The following is a 15,810-nucleotide window of genomic DNA, read 5'->3' on the forward strand; positions in this document are numbered from 1 at the left end:
CGTAGGCGCGGTTCAAGAAAACGTGATCGGGCGGGGGCTTACAATTTCTGTTGTGGCCCCCATTTCTGTGGTGCCCGGGGCGTTCCCCTACCTCCCCCTAAGCTCCCGGGATCGCCCGCGCGTCAGCCCCCAATAGACGCGCGGGCTTTAATTTTTCGGGCTTCGGTGAGCGGCTAGAACTGCCCTGAGATTTCAAACAGGAACCCGGTATCGCGCTCACGCTCGGAGATTTCGGTGCCGATAAAGGTATCGCCGCGGGTTGGTGCGTAAAGATATCGGATCCGGTCACGCTGGACACTGAAGGTATAAAAGCTTGTCAGTTTCATTTTTACGCCGAAAAATTGGGTGGTTTCAATGAAAAGGTCCCAGCGGTCACTGCCCTCGAAATCCTCGAATTCCTCGACAAAATAGCCATGCCAGTTGAAGTTTGAATCATATTCCACGCCCCATGACCATTCCGAATTCGGAATGTCGTGACGGAAGTCGATAAAATATTCCAGCGGCTTGAAGTCATGGAGCCTGCGCGTCTGATTGGTGAGCGGATCAAGGAAGCTGCTCTCTTTGGCATAAAGCTCTACCTCCAGCAGTCCGCCTTTCAGTAGTCGATCAAGAGGAATGCTGGCCTGGGCATCGAGGCCCCAGCGGCGGGCACTGCCGACGTTGGCGCGGGCCTGTGCGCCACTTGGTAACACGATGCGTTCAAGCACGTCGTCTTTCCACTCGTGAAAAAGGCTCAGTGACAGCGCGCCCCGGTCGCTGAATTGATAGTTGACAGTGCCTTCGAGGCGGTCGGTACGGTCAGGCCTCAGGTTCGGGTTGCCAGCAAAAACGCGGTCGTCTGTTGCGTCCGCGCTTGCGGCAAAATCGCCAAAGTCAAGCTGGCCTACAAACCGTTCCGCTTTTACATCAAACTGCAGATTGTCAGACATGTTGAAGGTTGCCCCCAGGGATGGCTTCAGGAATTTGAAGGTCTGTGCCTGTTCGGCGTGCCCTGATGTGGAGATGCGTGAAATTTCTGCCTTCAGGCCACCATCAAGAGTGACCTTGTCAGAGGCCTGCCAAACCATATTGACGAAGGCCTCAGCTCGTTTTTCCTCAACCCGAACAGGTGAGGGCGCGCGGTAGAATGTCTCCACGCTACTGCTGTCCCGTTGGCTGATTTCCAGGCTGCCATCCAGCGTGTTGAAGGCTCCCTCAATGCCGAACTCGGGCTTGAAGCGGCTAAGCCCGGTTTTGCCCAGCGTGGTTCTAAAAATGGTTTCGGTGGTTTTTTCCTTGGCAGTGAAGGTGCTGAAAGAGGACGGCGTTCCCAACGGTGTTTCGAATGAAATCTCGTCAACGGCTGTCCAGTCCTCAATTGTGGTCAGGCCAATAAGGCGCCACTTCCAGCCGCTGTCGTATGTGCGCGACCAGTCGGCCCCGAATTCACCCGAATATTCTTCCCAGTTATGGTCGTCAAAAAAGCGATCAGTCACCGGAGCTGTTGCCAGGCCCGCGCCGCGACCAAGGCGCTCAGTGTCCCCGTACCAACTGTCGAACCCTAACCGGCCGTTCAACTGCAGCCGACCGCCAAAAGCGTCCCGACCGGCGTCAAATGAAAAGGTACCGTCGCGGTTCTGTTCGGTTCTGTTTTCGGTTTGCCTTTTGGTAAGCACACCGCCTGCATCCCGGCGGCTGATCACGGCCTGACGGGATTCGTCCTTGAAGAATGTCACCAGTTTAAGGGATGTGTCCCATCCCATTAGTTGGGTGCTGAATGTGCCGGAAACGGACGGCATGATTTGGCTTTTGTCAAACTTGCGGAGCCCGACTGTCCAGGTGCCTGTGCTGACATCTTTCAAGCGAACGACGTTTGCAATCATGCTTTGGCCGGCCGCTTCACCTGCGCCAATAGCGCCGCGCTGTATTTCAATGTGGGACACCTGGCTTGCCGGAATTCGGGAAAGGGCTTCCGAGAGGCCGCCTGATTTTGATGTCGGCCGCGTGCCGTCGATAAGAACATTGCCCGCTGTGCCGCCAAAACCCCTCGCGCTTGAGCCAGCGTCAAACACAAATCCGGGCAGCCGGTTGATCATATCCAGTGCCGTCTGAGGCGTATATTGTTCGAAGAAGTCAGCATCGAAGGCTTGGTGGTCAACATCAATTGTCACGGACGCACTTGCGTTAACTGTTGCATCCGAAGCGGCAGCAGGCAAGATGGCCGAAGCAAGTGCGGACCCAAATACAAGGGAGCCGTAGGCCTGTCGTGTGGCCCTTTTCGTCATTCCAAATTTCCCCAGAGCATGTCTGCTTCCCGGACCCTGCGAAAGGGTGGTGCTGACTTGAATTGTTATAATGTCCGGCTTCAAACTAATGATTTAATGGGCCTGGGGCTGGTCTTTTGCGGTGAAAAGAGCCCTTGCCGCGATAAATTGAATCGATCTGACTGCGCACGATACCTTAGGTGCAGCCAGCCATAAGCCGAACTCATGCTGGGGCTAAAAAAATAAAATCAGGGCGTCAACAATTCTTTAGCGGATTTACAATTGCGAAAGGAATTCGGGCCTAAGCTGTTCCCGGGGTCAAATAGTGTTTGAGAGGTTTGCCATGGTTCCTGGAGACGCAGGAGACGGCAGTTTAGTATCATCGTTTGAAGCTACGAGCGTAACCAACCAGTTGGATAGCCTCCCCTCGGCAAGTGCAGACATGCAGTTGTTGGTAGGCGAGAGTTCCATGCAGGCAGGAATACGTAGTGCAGATCTTAGGGACATGTTTAACCATTATCTGTCGTTGCGTCCTTCCAAAGGAGTAATGCCCTCCCGTGAGGCTTTCAATCCAGCCGCACTACCAAGACACTTACCCAATATTTTTCTCGTGGAAATTGAGCTTCAGCCAGATGGCAAGCCGAACTATCGCTATAAGGTGTTTGGTACAGCGCTTAGCGTATTGTTCGGCGCTGAGATGACCGGCAAGCTTGTTAGCGAATTTCCCGATCCCAACAGAGCGGAAAGATCGCGCCGTATTCTGGATCATGTTGCCCTGTTGCGTCGTCCGGTACGAACGGCAGGCAATTTTGTATCCAAGAACGGGATGTCAGTTTTTGGGGAATCTATTGTATTGCCGTTTGGTGAGGGTGACAAAGTGACCCACGTTCTAGCAGACCTTGACTACGATCAGCACGACTGATCGTTTTTTCAAATGTTGGTGACAAGTCCGGAAATGGCGTGCAGATTTTTGCGCGGCGTCATACGGTGTCGCTTGCTGTCTTGAAAGACGATAATTGCTACTTATGAAGGATACTCCCGCGTGACAGAACCGATCCCGCAAATGGGCCCACGCCAATGGGGGTTGCTGGCCATGCTTTCCGTGCTTTGGGGGGCGTCTTTCATGGCGATTGAAGTGGCAATAACTGCCTTGCCACCTTTGACTGTTGTTGCTGTGCGGGTTTCGCTGGCCGCTTTCGGCCTGTATTGCTTCATGAAGCTGACTGGGGTTTCCGTGCCCGGCGCCGGGCACAAAAACAAATGGCAGATATGGGGGGCTCTTGCGGTGATGGGGCTTCTGAATAACATCATGCCCTTCTCGCTGATCGCTTGGGGGCAGACGCAGATTGCTTCAAGCCTGGCTTCCATCCTGAATGCCACCATGCCGCTTTTCACTGTGTTTGTGGCTCACTTTTTCATCCATGATGAACGCCTGACTGCGAGACGCTTCTCTGGTGTATTGGTTGGTTTTCTTGGCGTGGTTTCCATCATTGGCCCAGGCAGCCTTGCGGGACTTACGGGCGAGTTTATGGGGCAGGTCTCTGTCCTCGCAGGATCTCTTTCCTATGCTTTTGCAGTTGTGGCCGGTCGCCGTTTCGTAGGGTTGGGGTTGAAGCCAGTGCAGATGGCATTTGGGCAGGTTACAATGGCAGCGGTTATGTTGATTCCGATTGTTATTGTGGTAGATGCGCCCCAAAGCCTGCCACTGCCTGAGGCCAGAGTTTGGGCCGCGCTATTGTCTCTGTCGCTGCTTTCAACGGCACTTGCATATCTGTTGTACTTCCGCCTGATCAGTGAGGCTGGCGCAACCAGCGCGTCGTTGGTGACGCTTACCATTCCGGTGGTCGCGACGACCTTCGGGGTGTTGTTCCTGGATGAGAGTTTGCAATTAGGCCACGGCATTGGCCTTGTGCTGATCGGGCTTGGTCTTCTGGTTCTGGATGGCCGCCTGCTCAGGCGGCTGCGCAACAGCATAAGGCGGCAGGCCTCAAGCCCCCCGCTTTAGGTGTTTCACGGCATGAATTCGGCTGGATCCAGCCCGAGTTCCCTTAGGTGTTCTGCCATTTCGCCAGAAGCTGCCAACTCTTGCAGGCGGTGATTGAATTGCGCAATAAAGTCCCTGTTGTTGGGGGTGTCATGGCAAACAATCCGAATGCGCGGAACGGGAATAGGGTCATAGTGCGGATCATGGGGCGGTAGTGGCTGGCCCAGGCTTTGAAAAACAAAAAAAGCATCCGGCATGTTTGCGATCATTGCATCCACCGTACCGGTATCCAGGATTTTAGCTTTGTCCACTTCGTCTGCCACAGGAATATATTCAACTCCGATATCACCAAGAGAATGGGGTATTTTTGATCCTAGTGCGTAGGCCAGGCGCTTCCCCGTTAGGTCTGCTGGACTGTGGATGATGGTCATGTCGTCCCGGGTGAAAACCCTTAAGGGGGACCGCAGCATAGCGGCGCTTTCGATGAAGCTTTCCCCTTCCTCCCAATCACCAGTTCGCATCAGTGTATCAATGCTTTTTGGATAGACACAGCTGGACTTGTCGCGTTTGAAGCCGCGCATGGCCCGCTTGTAGGGGGCGACCAGATAATTCTTACTGCTCAGGTCTGTGCCAAGTGTGAAGCGGGCGTAATCATTGTAGAAGCCGCTGCCATCAGCGTCGAGCGTGATACCCCAGCCGGTCGCAAATATATGCGGGATCTTGAATTCAGGATGATGCGCCCAACTGGGCATCGCGACCAATCCCAGCAAGCAGGCTATTACTAGGGCCGAAAGGGAAGGGCGCATTCAAGGGTCCTTGGTGAGAGGTTAATCGATCCTTGAGATACAGGGTATAGGAACAATGATTAACAATTGGCAAAAGCATCGGGTGCTTTGCCTTTCTGCTAATGCAAAGCACTAGTCATGATAGCGGGATTTGATCCGATCAATGGAATTGGTACACCAATCCATGTAACTTCTTTGAAAGCGAAGTCCGGCATCCAGTGTCATTTGCATGAAGAAGTCATCGTCGCCGAGGCCATCTGGGTAGGTCGGACACTGGGCTTTCCAACCCGCTTCTACAGCCTGAAGTGCAGCGTAACGGGCTTGATAATGCGCCTTCAGTTCTTTGAAAAACTTTAGGGCGGCCTCACGGTCCTTTTGTGTTCCCATGAAAAATACCTGGCCCAGGAAACCATGCCGCACCGGGCTGGTGGCAGGCCCAGTGTGTAGCCAGTCTATCAGGGCTTGGGTGCCAGCGTTTGTTCTGCTGTAAAGCTTTTTGTCTGGGCCTTTGTCAGACGGTACGCCCTCAACGCGCGCTAGGTCGTCCGCTACCAGCTTCTTTAGCGCCGGGTATATCTGACTTAGTTCCGCAAACCAGAAATGCTTCAGCGAACTGTCGAATTCCTGCTTGATGTCATACCCGCTTTTGGGTTCTGCGATAATGCCCAACAGGATATGCTGCAGGCTCATGCTGGGGCCTCCAACTTGCTTCGCTTGGGGTCGTCAAATTTTTTGCGGTAGTGGCGTTCCCATATCATGTTGGCTGGTACGCCTATCAGGGTTGGTAAAATCCAGGGTACAAAGGCAAAGGGGCCTTCGACGCCAATATCGAATAGGCGCGTTGCGCCGAATACAAGAAATGCGGTGTGAAACGCAATGCCAGCACCGATCATTGCGCCCATATGGCTATACCACCAGCCACGTTTGGATGTTTCACGCCCTTTGAAATAACCCACAATCTGTGGCCCGACCAGAAGCCCGATAGGCGATAGTGCCAACAGTACGACTGTCACTTCAGGCCTAACAAGAACGGCATAGGCAATGACCGCAACACTGCCGATAATTGCCCCGTACCCCAGCGCTAAGTTGGCTGCGGAGGCAAGCTTGGTTGGGTCTTTCTTCTCCCTGAGAACGAGCGTCCCGAAACGCAGCATAATGAAGGTCACCAGTGACAGGTAGCCAAGGAAAATCGCGAAACCCCAGAAGCTTTCCAGTTGCTCGAAGCTGTAATCAGACAGCGCATAGCGTATCGCACGTGTCCCAATAGAAAGCACCGCGGCGGTCACCACCACATAGCCGGCATTGAGGAAAACCTTGCCAAAGCGCCGGTGGTTAACCGCGCCTTTCTTGGCAAAGATGGGAACCCAGTAAGCCGCGAGGCCGATAAAGCCTGCGGTTATGTGGGTATAGAGAAATATTTGGTTGAGCATATCCATCGCAGCCGTGCCTCGGTTGTTATCTATGTAAATATTTATATAGTAGAAGCTTGTGTTCGGTTCAAGAGGGGGGCTTTGCCTTGACAGGCCACTTCTGAATAAACATCTATAATAAATGGGGAATTTAAGAAAAGTTTGGTTGAAAAGACGCCAGAAGCGCCATGCGTTTGGCTGGCTCTCAGATAACCAGGATCTTATCGTTACTGTGTCGATGCTGCTGATCTACCGCTTGATCCACGTGTTTGCGGTGGTTGGGTTTGGCCCAAGGGATTTTCTGACATTTTGGTGTGGATCCCATGACTTCTCAGTTCCTCTCCATCCTGCCTTCATGCTGGTTTTTGCTCTCTTGCTTGCATGGATACTGTCGGTCATATTCTCAAGACTGCGTCAAACAATGACAGGCCGTTGGCCTATGTTGCTGGTGCGGGGACTGACTATAACGCTGCTTGTCGGTTACATTTACGTTCTGCATGAGCAGTATGGCGGCTTCACGTGTAGTGTTAGGTCTCCCGCATATTTCGCAGCCGAACTGCATCAGGAACGGTATGAGGAATCTAAACGTTTCTTGGCGTCTCTGAGGGAAGATGAGGAAAGATGACCCCTGCTGAATTCAAAGCTTTGCGGGAAGGGCTTGGTCTATCCGAGCGCGACGTGTCAATGTTGACCATGGCCAAGGAAGCGCAGATCAAGGCATGGGAGCAGGGCCTTGAAGATGTCCCCGAGGCAGAAGGCGGTCTGTTGATGGATATCGAGCGCGAGGTCGAACGTCGGCTCGCCGAGGCTCTCAAGCGTGCGCTAGCGAGAGATGTCGTGACCCTCAAGCGCTTCAAGAGCCCGCTTGATTTCAAGAAGACCGGCCCGGACATGAGGCCCATCCCAAGCATGCTGGCATACCGTTGCCACTCGGCGCTGATTGGTCGGCTTTACCGGGCGCTCAGGCGCGCGGGTCGGGACGTCACGATCATCTATTCCTGATGTGGCATATGGTCTTTGGGGTCGAGACCTTTTGAAATCAGAAACGTACGCAGCTTTCCACTATCTATCAACGCTTTGAGGTGTTGGTCGAATGCGTGGATGAATGCCCTGTTTTTCTCAGTCTTATGGCAGACGAGCCCAATTTCTGTTGAATCAAGGGAATAGTCCACGTCATAGGGCGGGAGTTCCTTGCCAAGGCTGTCGAAGACGAACTTTGCATCCGGCAGTACCGCAACCAGCAAGTCCGTGCGGCCCTCCAACAGCATTCTGGCTTTTCCGACCTCGTCTGAGACTGCCACAAAATAGGCGCCGGACCCTTGCAGCAGATTAGCGACATCTGAACCCAGGGCATAGGCAACCCTCAGCCCTTGCAGATCACCCACATTGGCCGGAGGGCGGGTGCCATGGGGACTGAATATGCGCGACTGTGCAGCCACTACGCTTCGACTGCCGATATAGCTTTCAGGGTTGTCGATGGCGCCGGTGGTGACAAGATAGTCCAGGCTGTTCGGGTATAGGCAACTGGTTTTGCTTTCCAGGAATGCGCGTTTGGCACGCTTGTATGGTAAAATTTCATAATCGATTTCGCCAAGAGCTGATGGCAGGACCATTCTAGCCAATTCGTTGTAAAAACCACTGCCATCTGATTTGAGCGTCAGGCCCCAATCTGTCCCAAGGATATGGGTAGAGTCGGTCGCAACGCATGCCTGGGGCGTGGTTGAAACAAACATGCCAAAAAATGCAGCGCCTAAGGCGCGGCGTACTGGTTTGAACGCCATATGCTGTCAGTTCCCCTTCTGCGCTCCCCTGCGCGACCGCCATAGTAGCGTGCCTGCAGGCCAGTTGGCAAACGAAGGACGTTTGCCTGATGGTGGATTTTACCTGTAGGGTGTTGGAAAAGGGGAGGAACGAGCATGCGATGGCTTTTCACACTATTGGTGGCAGGAGTGCTTGGAACAGTCCCTGCTGCTTGGGCAGGCCCTTTGGAAATAGCACCGCCCAGTGATGCCCTGACTTTCGCCAGGTCCTATGAGGACGGGATGCCTTCAAAGCTCTTGCTGGTTATTCGTTACGAAGGCGAAACAATCACTGGAATTGATATGTCTCATGCACTTGGGCGCCCGGTGTATGATCCGATCATTCTCTATCAAGAGCTGGGAAGGCCTGCTATTCTGGAGGCGCTGAAAGTGATACCAGAGAGCGCCGCCGTGACGGTGCCGATTTTCAGTCTAGGTATGCCGGTGGGGCTTGGTGGCAACCATATCGCTGCAGGGGCGAATTTCTCGGAGCATGCCGATGAGGCCGAAGTTGAAGAGGGACCGTTCCTGTTTCCGAAACAAGTTCAGCCGACGCCCTGGAATGCACCCATTCCCCTAGGCGAAGGGCTCCTGGATTATGAGGTTGAATTGTGTTTCGTACCGATGCGGGATTTTCCCCCTGTCCGGCCCTCTTCGGTGATGGGCTTGATCTTGTGCAATGACGTGACTGACAGAGCCCTGCTTTTGAAGCGCATCGACGCTTTTGATATTGGATCCGGCAAAGGCTTTACCGAGGGAAAGAGTGCGCCAGGATATCTGCCAGTAGGCAATCTGTTTGTTATCCCTGCAGATATGGAAGCTTTTACGCGGACGTTGGTGCTCCACTTGTCTGTAAACGGAGAGGCCCGTCAGTCGGCATCTGTATCCCGGATGGTTTGGAACCTGAGGGAGATCCTGCTGCAGACGGAGGCCAGGAAGGATCATCGGTGGGCTTTCCATGAAACCTGGGCCAGCTTGCCTATCAGTAAGGGCAGGGTACCCGCACGGGCAATGATCATGTCGGGCACGCCGTCGGGAACCGTATTTGACGGGGTTCGCACAATGCACAAAGTACGAGGCTTTCTTGATTATCTGTTGGGCGGCTGGGATCAGCCCATGCAGCAATGGGTTATGGGGCGTTACATTCGAGAGGAACGGAAATTGGACCGGTATCTGAAGGCCGGTGACACGGTTCATATTCGGGTGGACCGTATGGGGGAGCTCCTGAATCCGGTGGAAAAGCCGGTGGAATAGCGCTCTGTCGGCACCGTGAAATCGGGCCTTTTGGGTGCCAAATTATCCTTTTATTTCCGCATCTTGAAATATAATTACGGTTTTCTGGATTTTCCTTGTTGACAATTGCGCAGCGCTTCGGTTAGTGATGCAAATATCGGACGGCCTCAATAGGAGGGGCCTCGAGTATTTAGGATTTTAGGAACATGAACACCACTTGGACGAAAATGTATGCAGTGAAAGGCGCGCAATTTATTTGCGTCCGTCTCGCATGCGTCCAGGAGGGTAGAGAGCTTTAAGCCGACAGGCCAAAAAGTTAAAAGGTTCCGAACCCCTCCGAAGCATCGCTCCGGAGGGGTTTTTCGTTGGACCGAACAGGAGCAAGGATAGGCACCTCAAAGCGCAAGCGACGGACGGTGCGAGACATTTGAGAAACAGAAGACCCGAGTGCGGCACGTTTTGAGTGAGATACTTGCGAGGACAGAATGAACCCCCGGGGTGCGGTAAGCGGCCCTTACCAAACCTCGGGGACCATAAAATGAAACAAATATGGCCCAGGATATGCATGGGCAAAATGGTGAGACAGAGACATGACAGCAATTGTTAACATACGGCCCGGCGAGACGGGCGAAGAGCGGTTCAACGAGTTCCGAGAGGGACAGCCGCTGAAGATTGCCCGCGCGCGGCGGGGCTTTGGCGGCTTTATCACGCTCGATATGGGCGAACCGTGCGAAGCGGATGCGGTGACGGGCGACGCCCAGTGGCAGTGGCATTTGTGGATCTACAGCTGTGACTGGGACCTATATCTGGACGAGGCGCGGATCCTGTGGCGGCGCGAAAGCGACACTGCCCGGGCCGGTCATATCCTGTCGAAACTTGAAGGCGAAAGCCTGACCAGTATTGAGCATGACGAAGTGGACGACTGTTTTGTGTTCACCTTCACCGGTGGTTTCCGTCTGCATATAGACCCGGACTTCTACGGCTATGACGCAGGGGACGACCTGTTCATGCTCTTTAAGCATGGCGAGCGCGATGTGCTCTCCTATTCCCCGAAACGACGTTTTTACAAGGCAGCGTAACATGATGAGTAGCCCAGCGTATGACATGACGGCAGATCACCCTGAGTTCGAGATCAGCGTGAGCCTGGAGATTGATACCCAGGAAAGTTCACCCGACGCGGTGACCAAATCCCTGGGCGTCTTCCCGAGCCTGGTCACGCGCAAGGGCGAGCCTGAAGCGCCGGAAGGCGAGCATCACAGCGTGCTAACGCATCAGGCGCTCAACAGCCACAATATCTGGCGGCTCGACAGTGGCTTACCCGCTGCCAACACGACGCTGTCGGACCAGATCAATGCACTGCTGGACCGGTTAGAGGGCAAGGAAGAAGAAGTGCAGAAATGGGCAGAAGGCGCACACGTGTTTGTTGCGGCCTACGCCTATAGCCGGGTGCCGCTTTTGACGCTGAGCCCTGAACAAATGAGCCGCATGGCGGCGCTGGGTGTGACGTTGGAGGTCGATTTGCACGACCTTACACATGCCCAGGACAATGATAATTGACGGAGACAGACGATGGAAAAATTTCACGACGTAATGCTGCCCCGCGACGTAGAGCAGTTCGACCTGAAGAAGGGCGCGAAGGGCGCAATCATCGGGTCTGGGTTGACGCACCAGCGGGTTTATACCGCTGAGTTTCCAAGCATCCGGGGCGGCGGTGCTTCGACGCTCCTGGAGTTGGACGCTGACGCGTTCGACAGCCTCGGCGAAGTAGTGGTTGTGGCCGGTTGGCGCCAAAGCGCAAGCCAGCTCGACCGACACTAGGTCAGTTGAGTTTCTTTAGCCCCTGATTCCTCCCCCGGCCTCCCCTTTGGCCATTTGGAATCCCCTGGCGCCGGCATCCTCCCCTGAATTCGGCGCCAATCCTCAGCCCCCTCGCCACAAGCGAAGGGGCTTTTTTTTGGTTAGCGGTAGAACCCTGTGGCGGATATGCAGCAGTTGGCACCAGAGTCGTCAACGGCGCGGAGATTCCGCTTCACCAAAACTTTGTCTGGCCGTCGAACGGGCTATTATATCAAGCAGGGAGTGGGGAATGCGCGACAAGTTTTTTGACATTGCGGACACAGCGGCAGAGACCTTTGCAAAACTGGTCTTGATGGCGCTGTTTGCCGCTTGCACCATTTTCCTGATGGTTGATGCGGCGCCCGTTGGCATCGTTTTCTTCTTTGTCGTCCTCAGCTTTGCGCGCTGGGTATGGGCGAAGCCCGCAGAGAAAGACGACCAGTTGACCGACTGATCGTGCGGTTGGCCACAGCTATCTTTTCAAGAGAACAGACAGTTCATCGGCTGTGTCCAGAATTGGCCGGCTGGATTTCTCGACACGAGCTGTGATCAGGGCGCCTTCAAAGGCTGAGAGAATCAGCGTCGCGGTGGCGCGGACCCTGGCGCGGGGCCAGTCATGGCTCAGCAGCATGTCGCTTACTGCGCGTTGCCAATGATTGAAGGACGCTTTGGCTACTGGGGTTATGAGGTCGGAGTGAGGTACGGTTTCGAGAACCGTTGTGGCAACTGGACAGCCGTCCGTGTAGTCCGATTTTTCCATCCAACCCGCCAGCAGCGACGCATATGCTTGTACAAATCCTGCCGGGCTTTCTGCGGAACCCGCAAGTTCTCTGAACGTGCGGGTGGCAACCTTGCTGGCTGCTTCAAGGGCGGCCGCACCAATGGCTTCCTTGCCTTCCGGGAAATAATAATAAAGTGATCCACGTGGTGCGCCGGACCGCTTCAGGATTTCTGCGGTGCCGGTGGCTGCATAGCCTTGTTTGCGAAAAAGTACGGCAGCCGCGTGGATAAGCGCCGCTTCATGTTTTGACCGATTCTGCGGCACCTTTTTTCGCTTGTCATCTGCGGCTTTCGCGGCAGTTTCAGTTGTCTCTGACATCCCGAATTTCTCTGTTTTTGACTCTGGGGCTTGACTTTTGTTAAAGTTATACAGATCAGTCTATATAATCAATATCTTTCAAGGACGGAAAATGACAAGTCAAGTGAATGAAGTGACAGAAAAAGCAAACGGGGGCCACCAAAGTCCAGTTGCAGGCGTGCGGGTGGCTACCACGACCTTGATCCGGGAAGTGGTGAAAGCCTCGCCGTTCACCGAATGGACCGGCTGCGAGGTGATTACCTGTGAAAACGGTGTGGCGGAACTGAAGATGCCGTTCCGGCAGGAACTGACCCAGCATCACGGCTTCGTCCATGGGGGTATTATTGGATTTCTGTCTGATAATGTGTCGGCCTGGGCCGCTGCCAGCGTGGTGGGCGACGTGGTCACCGCGGATTATAGTGTAAAGTTGTTGGCGCCAGGGATCGGCGAGGAATTCTTCGCGCGCGGCGAAGTTGTGAAAGCCAACAAGCGTCTGGTGGCTGTTGAAAGCCGGGTTTACGCCCTGCGGGACGGTGAGCGCAAGCTGATTGCTATCGGCAGCGCTACTATTTTACCGGTATGAAATAAACCATTAATTGTTTTTTTTGGTTTCCAAGTATTAGCTTCGGGCTTATGCTGATCAATCAGATGCATCCGGTTTGGGGGAGACCACATGTCTGAAGGAACGGGTACCCGGCGCGAAAAAATACCAGTGTCAACCATCATTTGGGCACTGTTGACGGCGCTGATTTTTTCAGCCGCCGTCTATCTTGGCGAGAGCTAAGCTAGGCGATACGTTGAAAGTCGGTGGCGGCCATCAGGTCACCAATCAGCCCGGCCTTTGATCCCTTTGCATTCACATGGAATATCGCTCGGAAATCATCAGCCTTCTTTATCAAGCTGGGGTCCATGCCGTCCGGTAGGCCGACATCGTTCGGAAGCAGCATCATCTGACTGCTGCCATAGGCATTGCAGGCAAAATAGGTCCCCCAGAAACCACTTTCTTTTTCTGCCAGCCGGATACCCAGTGCCCGCTCTAGGTCTTGACGGGAGCCCATGATATCAGTTTGGCGTGTGCCGAAGATCATCTCCTGCACTGGAGATTTGTCACCAACTTGTTGAGGCTTTGACGGTGCCTTAATCGGATGGTCCACTGTTTTCTTCATTTTTAACCTGAGGCCGAAAATAGGATCAAACGGTGCGTGATCCTGCAGGAAAAGCTTCAGTGGTAGGTGAAAACTGATCACGATCAGGCCAAACGGAAAGAAATAGAGGCCCCGTGCGAGCGATGCCCAGCTGACGGGCGCGGTGCCGCCTTTCATGACGCGGTAGCCCAGTATGCGCGCGCCAATAGTGGTTCCCTGCATCACCAAGGCTGGCAGCGCAAACAAGAGAGCATTCAGGGCAACGATCATGGTAAAATCAAAACCGGTCAATACGTCTGGTTTGCGGTCGAAGACCAGCTTGAATATGCCAAATACCCCAGCAAAGCCGATCAGTGCGTCAATGGCAAAGGCGCAGACCTGGCCGAACCAAGGCGCTTCCCTCAGAACAGTTTTCTTCACGTTGACCCCCACAAGCTCAATCATCAGCCGATGGAATGTGCGTATCGGCTGTTTTATTCTCTCTACAGTATATTGAGTGTTTTGTTAACACCATTGGTAGCAAATGATACATCCAAATTGCCGGTCGCATAGGGAGGGTGGCAATAGTATTGTGCCGGTAGGCCGTATGTAAGGAAGGCGGATGTCAAAGGTGAAAAATCAAGTAGCTCATTTAGGGGTGCTCCTGGTTCTACGTGATGCAGTCGGGCACATTTCCCGTATCTGGGCTCGGGCAGTGATTGTTTGCCTCGCGATGGTTTGCTCGCTTCTCGCCTTTGGTGGCATTCTGCAGCTGTTTGGTATTCCGATCTTTGACGTCCAGCCGGAACCGGCGTGGCGCTTTGACACCTTCCTGTTCAATTGGTTGGGTTGGGTAATCAGCTATATAGCCTACACCATGCTGATCGGAAAAATGCTGGCCCACCACTCAGCGATTGGGGCCGCTTTGCCTAGGCATTTGCTCAAGTCAGGCATGTCTGTTTTTGTTTTGATGGCTGTCCCCAGCGCAATCGTATCCACCTGGATGCCAGACGGGGATCTTACAATGACCTATATTCTTGCGATGGTGCCGCAAAGTATGCTGGATGTGTCGCTCTCAGTCTGCGTCCTCTACTTGGTCCTTCGGCGAGGAGCGATAAATGGTGGAGAATTTCCGACGCCGGATTGGCGATCCATTCCAATTCGTCTTTCGCTGGCTTTGATAGTGTTGCTTGGTGTTTTCCTGATCGCGGCTGAGCTGCTCTATACTGCTTTGGGGACAATCAAGTGGCAGGTGCTGACCGGTAGCGATGATCTGTCTGCCTTCATGAGTATGGCTGCGTTCGCAGTTGCCATTATGGCGCTGTATCTGAACATTGTGGCGACTCCCGGCTTGGTGGCGGCTTGGTACAGCAATCAACCAGGCGCCAGGGATCATCTATCCGGGATAAGGAATATTTTTGGGTGATCGATTGACAGCCATCCCTGCAAACGTCCAATGTGCGGCATTGATCGTGTCGAAATTACATGTAATTGGGGGTTGGGATGGAAGACATCTCGCAGGGGCCGCAAAGTCTGGGCGCAATACTTGGTAACAGCGTTCGTCAGATTTCCACCATCTGGGGGCGTGTCATCCTGTGGACAATTCTGATCTTTCTGATCAATTCTTTTGTTGCTGTATTCATCATGGCCATTACTGGGTTGCCCTTCGAGAATGGATGGTCTGCATCGGGCTACCTCTATAACTGGATAGCCATCACCCTGGCATATGGGACGATTGTGAAGTTCGTGGGGTATCTTTTGGCAGCCAACCATCTGCTCCTGGGCGAACCGGGAAAGAAGCCACAGCTTGTTCGCACAGCCTTCCTGGAAATTGCCATTGCTGCCGCAATTATGGCTGTGCCACAGACGCTTGTGGCCGAAGACGGTCTGACGTTGTGGGACTTTGTTGTTTCTGTCCCATGGAGTTTCCTTGATGGCTGCGTCATTGCGACGATTTTGGTTCGGGCGATAGCGATGAATGCACGCCGGCAGGGGAGCGAAGAAGGCGTCAAATGGCGTGAGGCGCCTGGCCCTATTACCGTCAAGCTGATGCTGGTTTACAGCTTGATGACCAGTGCGGTGGGGCTGACGCTGGAGTATCTGCGGGGGCTGCGTATGCCGGTAATCGACGGTGACTATTCTTCTTCTGATGTGACCACTGAATGGATCATTTATCTCTCGCACATTGGTGCGTTTGGCATCGCCACTGCGTTCGCTGCGGGTGTCTTTGTCGCCTGGTACAAGCTGCTGCCGTCAGTACAGGCTAACCCTGGCGGTATCCGCAACATTTTTTCGTAGATCATATCTGGCAGGCACTGG

Annotated in this window: 18 protein-coding genes; 11 read left to right on the forward strand and 7 right to left on the reverse strand. The window is 53.9% G+C overall.

What is annotated here, in order from left to right; genetic code table 11:
* Nucleotides 1-173: 173 nt before the first annotated feature.
* Entirely contained in the window at nt 174-2,264 is a 2,091-nt protein-coding gene (locus B3Z17_RS14445) for a TonB-dependent receptor plug domain-containing protein (protein ID WP_286830496.1), read from the reverse strand.
* A gap of 322 nt (nt 2,265-2,586) precedes the next feature.
* On the opposite strand from B3Z17_RS14445, the gene B3Z17_RS14450 reads away from it, so the two are divergent.
* Together B3Z17_RS14450 and B3Z17_RS14455 are read left to right on the forward strand one after the other, a co-directional pair.
* Nucleotides 2,587-3,165, forward strand: a complete 579-nt coding sequence (locus B3Z17_RS14450) for a PAS domain-containing protein (RefSeq protein ID WP_286830497.1) — start codon at nt 2,587-2,589, stop codon at nt 3,163-3,165.
* Between the two features lie 120 nt (nt 3,166-3,285).
* On the forward strand, nt 3,286-4,248 hold the full coding sequence (locus B3Z17_RS14455; protein WP_286830498.1) for a DMT family transporter: 963 nt from the start codon (nt 3,286-3,288) through the stop codon (nt 4,246-4,248).
* A 5-nt stretch (nt 4,249-4,253) separates the two neighbouring features.
* Here B3Z17_RS14455 and B3Z17_RS14460 read toward each other — a convergent pair whose 3' ends face one another.
* From B3Z17_RS14460 to B3Z17_RS14470, 3 genes are all read right to left on the reverse strand, one after another.
* On the reverse strand, nt 4,254-4,979 hold the full coding sequence (locus tag B3Z17_RS14460; protein WP_286830499.1) for a substrate-binding periplasmic protein: 726 nt from the start codon (nt 4,977-4,979) through the stop codon (nt 4,254-4,256).
* Between the two features lie 165 nt (nt 4,980-5,144).
* Complete coding sequence (locus B3Z17_RS14465; protein ID WP_286830500.1) at nt 5,145-5,702, reverse strand: PadR family transcriptional regulator; 558 nt, start codon at nt 5,700-5,702, stop codon at nt 5,145-5,147.
* Complete coding sequence (locus tag B3Z17_RS14470) at nt 5,699-6,448, reverse strand: hypothetical protein (RefSeq protein WP_286830501.1); 750 nt, start codon at nt 6,446-6,448, stop codon at nt 5,699-5,701. Before B3Z17_RS14470 ends, B3Z17_RS14465 begins: the two co-directional genes overlap by 4 nt.
* A gap of 594 nt (nt 6,449-7,042) precedes the next feature.
* On the opposite strand from B3Z17_RS14470, the gene B3Z17_RS14475 reads away from it, so the two are divergent.
* Entirely contained in the window at nt 7,043-7,423 is a 381-nt protein-coding gene (locus tag B3Z17_RS14475) for a hypothetical protein (protein ID WP_286830502.1), read from the forward strand.
* On the opposite strand, the gene B3Z17_RS14480 is transcribed toward B3Z17_RS14475, so the two are convergent.
* Nucleotides 7,414-8,202: a hypothetical protein gene (locus B3Z17_RS14480; RefSeq protein WP_286830504.1), complete on the reverse strand. Its 789-nt coding sequence runs from the start codon at nt 8,200-8,202 to the stop codon at nt 7,414-7,416. The genes B3Z17_RS14475 and B3Z17_RS14480 overlap by 10 nt on opposite strands.
* 135 nt (nt 8,203-8,337) lie before the next feature.
* Here B3Z17_RS14480 and B3Z17_RS14485 point away from each other — a divergent pair, with 135 nt between their 5' ends.
* From B3Z17_RS14485 to B3Z17_RS14505, 5 genes are all read left to right on the forward strand, one after another.
* A complete protein-coding gene (locus tag B3Z17_RS14485; protein ID WP_286830505.1) occupies nt 8,338-9,474 on the forward strand; it encodes a fumarylacetoacetate hydrolase family protein in 1,137 nt (378 codons plus the stop codon).
* Between the two features lie 569 nt (nt 9,475-10,043).
* A complete protein-coding gene (locus tag B3Z17_RS14490) occupies nt 10,044-10,532 on the forward strand; it encodes a hypothetical protein (RefSeq protein ID WP_286830506.1) in 489 nt (162 codons plus the stop codon).
* A gap of 1 nt (nt 10,533) precedes the next feature.
* Entirely contained in the window at nt 10,534-11,010 is a 477-nt protein-coding gene (locus B3Z17_RS14495) for a DUF4279 domain-containing protein (RefSeq protein WP_068302450.1), read from the forward strand.
* A 12-nt stretch (nt 11,011-11,022) separates the two neighbouring features.
* On the forward strand, nt 11,023-11,271 hold the full coding sequence (locus B3Z17_RS14500; RefSeq protein WP_068302453.1) for a hypothetical protein: 249 nt from the start codon (nt 11,023-11,025) through the stop codon (nt 11,269-11,271).
* Between the two features lie 268 nt (nt 11,272-11,539).
* Nucleotides 11,540-11,743 (forward strand): hypothetical protein, encoded by a 204-nt coding sequence (locus B3Z17_RS14505; RefSeq protein WP_068302458.1) that lies wholly within the window; start codon nt 11,540-11,542, stop codon nt 11,741-11,743.
* A gap of 18 nt (nt 11,744-11,761) precedes the next feature.
* Here B3Z17_RS14505 and B3Z17_RS14510 read toward each other — a convergent pair whose 3' ends face one another.
* Complete coding sequence (locus tag B3Z17_RS14510; RefSeq protein ID WP_082714463.1) at nt 11,762-12,388, reverse strand: TetR/AcrR family transcriptional regulator; 627 nt, start codon at nt 12,386-12,388, stop codon at nt 11,762-11,764.
* Between the two features lie 91 nt (nt 12,389-12,479).
* On the opposite strand from B3Z17_RS14510, the gene B3Z17_RS14515 reads away from it, so the two are divergent.
* Nucleotides 12,480-12,950 (forward strand): PaaI family thioesterase, encoded by a 471-nt coding sequence (locus tag B3Z17_RS14515; RefSeq protein WP_286830507.1) that lies wholly within the window; start codon nt 12,480-12,482, stop codon nt 12,948-12,950.
* Between the two features lie 202 nt (nt 12,951-13,152).
* Here B3Z17_RS14515 and B3Z17_RS14520 read toward each other — a convergent pair whose 3' ends face one another.
* Nucleotides 13,153-13,932, reverse strand: coding sequence for an RDD family protein (locus B3Z17_RS14520; RefSeq protein WP_286830508.1), 780 nt, complete (start codon nt 13,930-13,932; stop codon nt 13,153-13,155).
* A gap of 181 nt (nt 13,933-14,113) precedes the next feature.
* Here B3Z17_RS14520 and B3Z17_RS14525 point away from each other — a divergent pair, with 181 nt between their 5' ends.
* Both B3Z17_RS14525 and B3Z17_RS14530 read left to right on the forward strand, forming a co-directional pair.
* On the forward strand, nt 14,114-14,917 hold the full coding sequence (locus B3Z17_RS14525) for a hypothetical protein (RefSeq protein WP_286830509.1): 804 nt from the start codon (nt 14,114-14,116) through the stop codon (nt 14,915-14,917).
* A 77-nt stretch (nt 14,918-14,994) separates the two neighbouring features.
* Entirely contained in the window at nt 14,995-15,789 is a 795-nt protein-coding gene (locus tag B3Z17_RS14530; RefSeq protein WP_068302475.1) for a hypothetical protein, read from the forward strand.
* The last annotated feature ends 21 nt before the right edge of the window (nt 15,790-15,810 follow it).

Source organism: Kordiimonas sp. UBA4487, from assembly GCF_002389025.1.
In the GTDB taxonomy this organism is placed as follows: Bacteria; Pseudomonadota; Alphaproteobacteria; order Sphingomonadales; family Kordiimonadaceae; genus Kordiimonas; species Kordiimonas lacus.